The 6380-nt window shown below is 60.1% G+C and carries 6 protein-coding genes; 2 read left to right on the forward strand and 4 right to left on the reverse strand.

Annotated elements, in window-relative coordinates:
- Both JJ869_RS21090 and JJ869_RS21095 read left to right on the forward strand, forming a co-directional pair.
- A partial coding sequence (locus JJ869_RS21090) for a LysE family transporter (RefSeq protein WP_292270407.1) occupies positions 1-567 on the forward strand: 567 nt, incomplete at its 5' end.
- Positions 568-574: 7 nt separating this feature from the next.
- Positions 575-1117: an adenine phosphoribosyltransferase gene (locus tag JJ869_RS21095; protein ID WP_292270408.1), complete on the forward strand. Its 543-nt coding sequence runs from the start codon at positions 575-577 to the stop codon at positions 1115-1117.
- A 151-nt stretch (positions 1118-1268) separates the two neighbouring features.
- On the opposite strand, the gene JJ869_RS21100 is transcribed toward JJ869_RS21095, so the two are convergent.
- The 4 genes from JJ869_RS21100 to topA form a co-directional block, all read right to left on the reverse strand.
- Positions 1269-1898: a CoA transferase subunit B gene (locus tag JJ869_RS21100; protein WP_292270411.1), complete on the reverse strand. Its 630-nt coding sequence runs from the start codon at positions 1896-1898 to the stop codon at positions 1269-1271.
- A gap of 44 nt (positions 1899-1942) precedes the next feature.
- Positions 1943-3013, reverse strand: coding sequence for a PAS domain-containing protein (locus JJ869_RS21105; protein ID WP_292270413.1), 1071 nt, complete (start codon positions 3011-3013; stop codon positions 1943-1945).
- Between the two features lie 23 nt (positions 3014-3036).
- Positions 3037-3741, reverse strand: a complete 705-nt coding sequence (locus tag JJ869_RS21110; RefSeq protein ID WP_292270415.1) for a CoA transferase subunit A — start codon at positions 3739-3741, stop codon at positions 3037-3039.
- A gap of 166 nt (positions 3742-3907) precedes the next feature.
- A partial coding sequence (gene topA, locus JJ869_RS21115; protein ID WP_292270420.1) for a type I DNA topoisomerase occupies positions 3908-6380 on the reverse strand: 2473 nt, incomplete at its 5' end.

Consider the following 6380-nt stretch of genomic DNA (forward strand, 5'->3'; position numbering starts at 1 on the left):
CCCGGACCGACCGTTCTGCTGGTGCTGTCCTACGCGCTGAGCCAGGGCAAGCGCGTGGCCATCGCCTCGGCCAGCGGTGTCGCCTTGGGCGATTTCATCGCCATGAGCCTCTCGCTCGCCGGGCTGGGCGCGCTGGTGCTGGCCTCGGCCACGCTCTTCACCGTGCTGAAATGGGTGGGTGCCATCTACCTCGTCTGGCTTGGCATCAAGCTACTGCGCTCTGCGCCCAGCGCCGCCCTTCCAATAACAGCACAAACCGTCGAGGCGCGCTCGGTCTTCGCCCATGCCGCCCTCGTCACAGCGTTGAACCCGAAATCCATCGCCTTCTTCATCGCCTTTGTGCCACAGTTCATCACGCCCAGCGCGCCGCTCCTGCCGCAATTCGCCATCCTCATCGCCACCTTCGTCACGCTGGCCGCATTAAACGCCTTCGCCTATGCGCTGGCCGCCGACCGTCTGCGCGGCTGGATCGGGCGCGAGAGCGTCATCGGCTGGCTGACCCGTGCCGGAGGGGCCGCCCTGATCGCCATGGGGGCGCTGACCGCCCTCGCCCGTCGCAGCAACTGAGACCGACATGAGCAAAAACACCAAGACCGTCAAAGACTACATCCGCACCATCGTCGACTTCCCGCATGAAGGGATCATGTTCCGCGATGTCACCACACTTTTCGCCGATGCGCGTGGGTTCCGCATGGCCATCGACCAGTTGCTTCACCCTTATGCCGGGGTCCGGTTCGACAAGGTGGTGGGGCTGGAAGCACGCGGCTTCATCCTCGGCGGCGCGATTGCGCACCAATTATCCGTCGGCTTTGTACCTGTCCGAAAGAAGGGCAAACTGCCGGGCGCGGTGATCTCGGAGGAATACACGCTCGAATATGGGGAGGCGGTTGTGGAAATCCACGACGACGCCATTCAACCGGGCGAGAAGATCCTTCTGGTCGATGATCTGCTGGCCACGGGCGGCACGGCAGAGGCGGGGCTGAAACTGATCGAACGGCTGGGCGGAGCGGTGATCGGCTGCGCCTTCATCATCGACCTGCCCGATCTTGGCGGCCGCAAAAAGCTTGAGGCAATGGGGATGGACGTGCACGCGCTCTGCGCATTCGAAGGTCTTTGACCCCGCCCCCTGCTTCTTGTTTTTCCAAATATGCTGGGGGTTTGGGGGTGAAACCCCCAAGGCCAAAGGTCAAAGCCAGCGCTGCCTTTGACGAAAAAGGGCGCAATCCTTCGAAGGATTGCGCCCGAATTTTTGAAAATTCGGTCCCGCCTCAGACGATGGTGGCTTCGGTAGCGGCCCGCAGTTCATCCTCGGTCACGCCATCCGCGGTTTCGACGATTTTCAGACCGCCCTCGTCGACCACGTCAAACACACCCAGATTGGTGATGATCCGGTCCACCACGCCTGCACCGGTCAGCGGCAGAGTGCATTCCTTGAGCACCTTGCTGTCGCCATGTTTGTTGGTGTGATCCATCACCACCACGACACGGCCAACACCTGCAACGAGGTCCATCGCGCCGCCCATGCCCTTCACGAGCTTGCCCGGGATCATCCAGTTCGCGAGATCGCCTTTTTCGTCCACTTCCATAGCGCCCAGGATCGCCATGGCAATCTTGCCGCCGCGGATCATGCCGAAAGAGGTGGCGCTGTCGAAATAGCTGGTGTGGGGCAGTTCGGTGATCGTCTGCTTGCCCGCGTTGATCAGGTCCGGGTCTTCCTCACCCTCATAGGGGAACGGACCCATGCCCAGCATTCCGTTCTCGGACTGAAGCGTCACAGTCATGCCGTCGGGGATGTAGTTTGACACGAGCGTCGGGATGCCGATGCCAAGATTGACATACATGCCGTCCTGCAATTCCTGCGCCGCGCGAGCAGCCATCTGGTTGCGATCCCATGCCATAGTGGTCTTTCCTTTGTTTGCCGTGAACGCCGCGTACTGCGGCTTTATCCCTTGAAATCCGTGAAACCGACCGGGACGTCGATCATGATCACTGTACCTGCCGCGCCGCGCACGACATTGAGCGTGCCATCCAATCCTACCAGCAGGGAGGACACCAGTCGCCCACCGACGGAATTGATTGATGGAAAGGACATCTTGCGCGGGATGCCCACCCCGTCATCCGAGATGGTCATGCGCAACCCGCCCGCAGCAAGGCGATTGACGCGCAATTCCAGATAGCCCTGATCCAAACCGTCAAAGGCATGTTGAAACGCGTTCGACACAAGTTCGAAGGTGATCAGCGCGATGCGAATCGCGGCGTCGAGATTCACCTCCAACGGTTCGACCAGAGACACAAAGCGCACGCCGGGGCGGCCTTCGTTATGGGCGATGGTGTGTGAAATGCGGGACAGCAGCGACCCAAGGTCGATCCCGTCGCGGTTCCATTGCTCATCAGCGAGCTTCATCTCTTCATAGACGAATTGCAGGCATTCCAGCCGTCGTGGCAGCACGTCCAACATCCGCAATTGGCGTTTTCGAGCCTCTGGCGAGAGAGCACCGTCTGCTTCCGCATTGTCCACCAGCGAATTGACGATCAATCCAAGGTCCTCACCGACCCGCGAACACACGGTGTCGAGGTGCAGGCGCGTCGCTTCGGACGCACGGTCCTTTTCGTCGTCGCGCAGTTCCTTCTGAATACCAAGGAAATAGACCGGTTTGCCCAAACCATCACTGATCGGTGCAATCAACAAGCGGTTCATGAACGCTTCACCCGTGGCGCGGTAATTCAGGATGTCGACGCTGACATCCTCACCGGCCTCGATGGCGTTGCGGATCATCTGCACCGCTTTCGGGTCGGTGTCCGGTCCCTGCAAGAAACGGCAGTTACGACCAATCACGCGCGACCGCTGATAGCCTGTGGTCCGTTCGAACGCATCGTTGATGTAGACGATCGGATTGTCGTCGGAATTCGGATTGGTGATCACCATTGCGACGCTCAGCCGGGAAAAGCCAGCCAGAGCCTGGCTGTCGTCCAGGACAGAGGTCAGTTTTGGTTTCTCAACAGATCGTTCCACGGCGTTTCGTATCGTTTCCTGTCTTAGGCTGCGGGTCTTGGACGGGTTGTCCGCTGTTCGATGCGCTTTTCATGCTCGCCCTGGATGATGCGATGCACATAGATACCCGGCAGATGGATGTGGTCGGGGTCAAGCTCGCCCGGCTGGACGATTTCTTCGACTTCCATGATGCAGACCTTGCCGCACATCGCAGCAGGCGGGTTGAAGTTACGGCCCGTCTTGCGGAAAACCGCGTTCCCGGTGGTGTCTGCTTTCCAGGCTTTGACGATCGACAGGTCAGCAAAGATCCCCTCTTCGAGGATGTAGGTCTGACCGTTAAATTCCTTGTGTTCCTTGCCTTCCGCGATCACCGTTCCGACGCCGGTCTTCGTGTAGAATCCGGGAATACCGGCACCGCCAGCGCGCATCCGCTCTGCCAGCGTGCCTTGCGGATTGAATTCCAGTTCCAGTTCACCGGACAGATACTGGCGCATGAATTCCGCGTTCTCGCCGACATAGGAACTGATCATCTTCCTCACCTGACGGGTCTGAAGCAGAATGCCGATGCCGAAATCATCAACGCCTGCATTGTTGGACGCGAAGGTCAGGTCCTTGACACCGCTGTCGCGGATCGCACTGAGCAACAATTCGGGAATGCCGCTCAGACCAAAGCCGCCAGCCGCGATCAGCATTCCGTCCTTCAAAACGCCCTCAAGCGCCTCGGTTGCTGATCCATAGACCTTTTGCATCGCGAAAATCCCCTGTTGTTCAACGCACCGCTGTTTTGGCGCGTCAGCGCACCCGAGTCAACGATGTCCGGGCAGCCGACGGCCTGTGTCAACTGCGCGCATCATGTGCAAAATTGCTGTGTTTCAACGTGACATTGGCTCCGCACGACGACACGATCCACATGTCTCAGGATTTCTTGGCTGCCGCCTTTTTCTTGGCCGCCGGTTTCTTTGCCGGTGCCTTTTTCTTGCTGCCTGTCTTCGAGGATTTCTCCGCGATCAGCGCAAGAGCCATCTCGATGGTAACGGCATCGGGTTCGACATCCTTGGGCAGGGTTGCATTGACCTTTTCCCATTTCACATAGGGGCCATAGCGGCCTTCCATAACCGCGATCTGACCGCCCTCCTGCGGATGTTCGCCTAGTTCCTTGAGCGGCTTTGCCGCCGATCCGCGGCCGCGGCCGGGATTTGTGCGTTTCTCAGCCAGTAGCTCGACAGCGCGGTTCATCCCGATCTCGAACACGTCCTGGAAGTCCTTGAGGTTCACGTAGATCGGTTTCGTCTCATCAGGCAGCTGGTGCATGATAAACGGTCCGAACCGTCCGAGGTTGGATTTCACCTCTCCGCCATCGGGATGCATGCCGACCACGCGCGGCAAGGTCAGCAGCGTCACGGCCTTTTCCAGGGTCATATCATCGGGCGACCAGCCGGGCAGGAAATCGCCCTTGGCCTTGGGCAGGCTGGCTCGCGGCGGTTTCTTGTTTTCCGGCGTCGCTTCGCCTTGCTGGACGTAAGGGCCGAACCGGCCGGATTTCAGCCAGACCTCTTCGCCCTGATGTTCGCCGAGCATACGCTCGTCCCCTTCGGCACCTTCACCTGCAATGGGGCGGGTATAGGTACATTCGGGATAATTGCCACAACCAACAAAGCCGCCTGTGCGCGATGTCTTGAGGTGCAACTGACCCAGCCCGCATTTCGGGCAGACGCGCGGATCGCTGCCATCGTCGCGGGGCGGGTAGAGTTGCGGCGCAAGCGCCTTGTCCAGAACATCCAGCACTTCGGTGATGCGCAGATCGGACGTTTCGGAAATGGCTGCCGAAAAGTCACGCCAGAACCGCTTGAGCAGTTCCTTGTAGTCCTTCTCTCCCGCGCTCACATCATCCAGTTCGTTTTCCAGCGCGGCCGTGAAATCGTATTCCACGTAGCGCTTGAAGAAATTGAGCAGGAAGATCGTCACGATCCGGCCCTTGTCCTCGGGGATCAGGCGGTTCTGTTCCTTGCGGACATATTCGCGGTCCTGGATCGTCGTGATGATGCTGGCATAGGTCGACGGGCGTCCGATCCCAAGCTCTTCCATCCGCTTGACCAACGTCGCCTCGGTGTAGCGGGGCGGCGGCTGGGTGAAGTGCTGATCGGGCGTGATGCTGCGCTTTTCGGCCTTTTCGCCCTGCATGATCTGCGGCAGGCGCTTGTCTTCGTCATCGACCACAGCATCGTCTCGGCCTTCTTCGTAGACGCGCAGGAAGCCATCGAACAGAACGACCTGTCCGGTGGCGCGCAACACGACCTGTCCATCTGCGCTGCCCACATCGACCGTGGTGCGTTCGAGCCGCGCCGATTCCATCTGGCAAGCGAGGGTGCGTTTCCAGATCAGGTCATAGAGCTTGCGCTGATCTGCTTCGCTGATCTTGAGGCTGGCGGCGTCCTTGGTCATGTCTGTCGGACGGATGCATTCATGCGCCTCTTGCGCGTTCTTGGCCTTGTTCTTGTAGATACGGGCCTGCGCGGGGACATACTCGGCACCATAGCGATCCTTGATCGCGGCGCGCGCCTGATCGACAGCTTCCGGTGCCATGTCGATGCCGTCGGTCCGCATATAGGTGATGTGACCCGCCTCGTAGAGCCGTTGCGCCGCGTTCATGCACTGGCGCGCACCCATGCCGAATTTGCGGCTGGCCTCTTGCTGCAGTGTGGAGGTCATGAAGGGTGCGGACGGGTTGCGGGAAGCGGGTTTCGCCTCGACCGACTGGACGGTGAGATCGCGGCTGGTGATCGCCTGAACTGCCAGTTCGGCCTGAGTTTCGTTTTCAAGGTCGTAGCGATCCAGCTTCTTGCCCGCCAGAACGGTCAGCCGGGCCTCGTACTCCTGACCGCGCGGGGTCGAAAGCAGCGCCTTGACCGACCAGTATTCACGGGCACGGAATGCCTCGATTTCCATCTCGCGTTCGACGATGAGACGCAGGCAGACCGATTGCACGCGCCCGGCGCTGCGGGCACCGGGCAGTTTGCGCCAGAGCACCGGCGACAAGTTGAACCCAACAAGGTAATCGAGCGCGCGGCGCGCCAAGTATGCATCCACCAGCGGAATATCGATATCACGCGGGTTGGCCATGGCTTCGGTCACGGCAGCCTTAGTGATGGCGTTGAAGGTGACGCGTTTGACGTCGGTGCTGGCCTTGATCGACCGGCGTTTGGTCAGCGCCTCTTTCAGGTGCCACGAGATCGCTTCGCCTTCGCGGTCAGGGTCGGTGGCGAGGATCAGCGCGTCGTCGGACTTGAGCGCTTCGGCGATGGCGGCGACGTGTTTGCGCGACTCGGCTGCGATTTCCCACGTCATGTCGAACCCGTTTTCGGTATCGACCGATCCGTCTGTGGGTGGC

This window comes from Marivita sp., from assembly GCF_017643905.1.
Classification (GTDB): domain Bacteria; phylum Pseudomonadota; class Alphaproteobacteria; order Rhodobacterales; family Rhodobacteraceae; genus Marivita.

Bases quoted from the DNA above. Each gene is read 5' to 3' on its own strand.
- JJ869_RS21095 (WP_292270408.1), top strand. From the start codon at position 575: ATGAGCAAAAACACCAAGACCGTCAAAGACTACATCCGCACCATCGTC.
- JJ869_RS21100 (WP_292270411.1), bottom strand. From the start codon at position 1,898: ATGGCATGGGATCGCAACCAGATGGCTGCTCGCGCGGCGCAGGAATTG.
- JJ869_RS21110 (WP_292270415.1), bottom strand. From the start codon at position 3,741: ATGCAAAAGGTCTATGGATCAGCAACCGAGGCGCTTGAGGGCGTTTTG.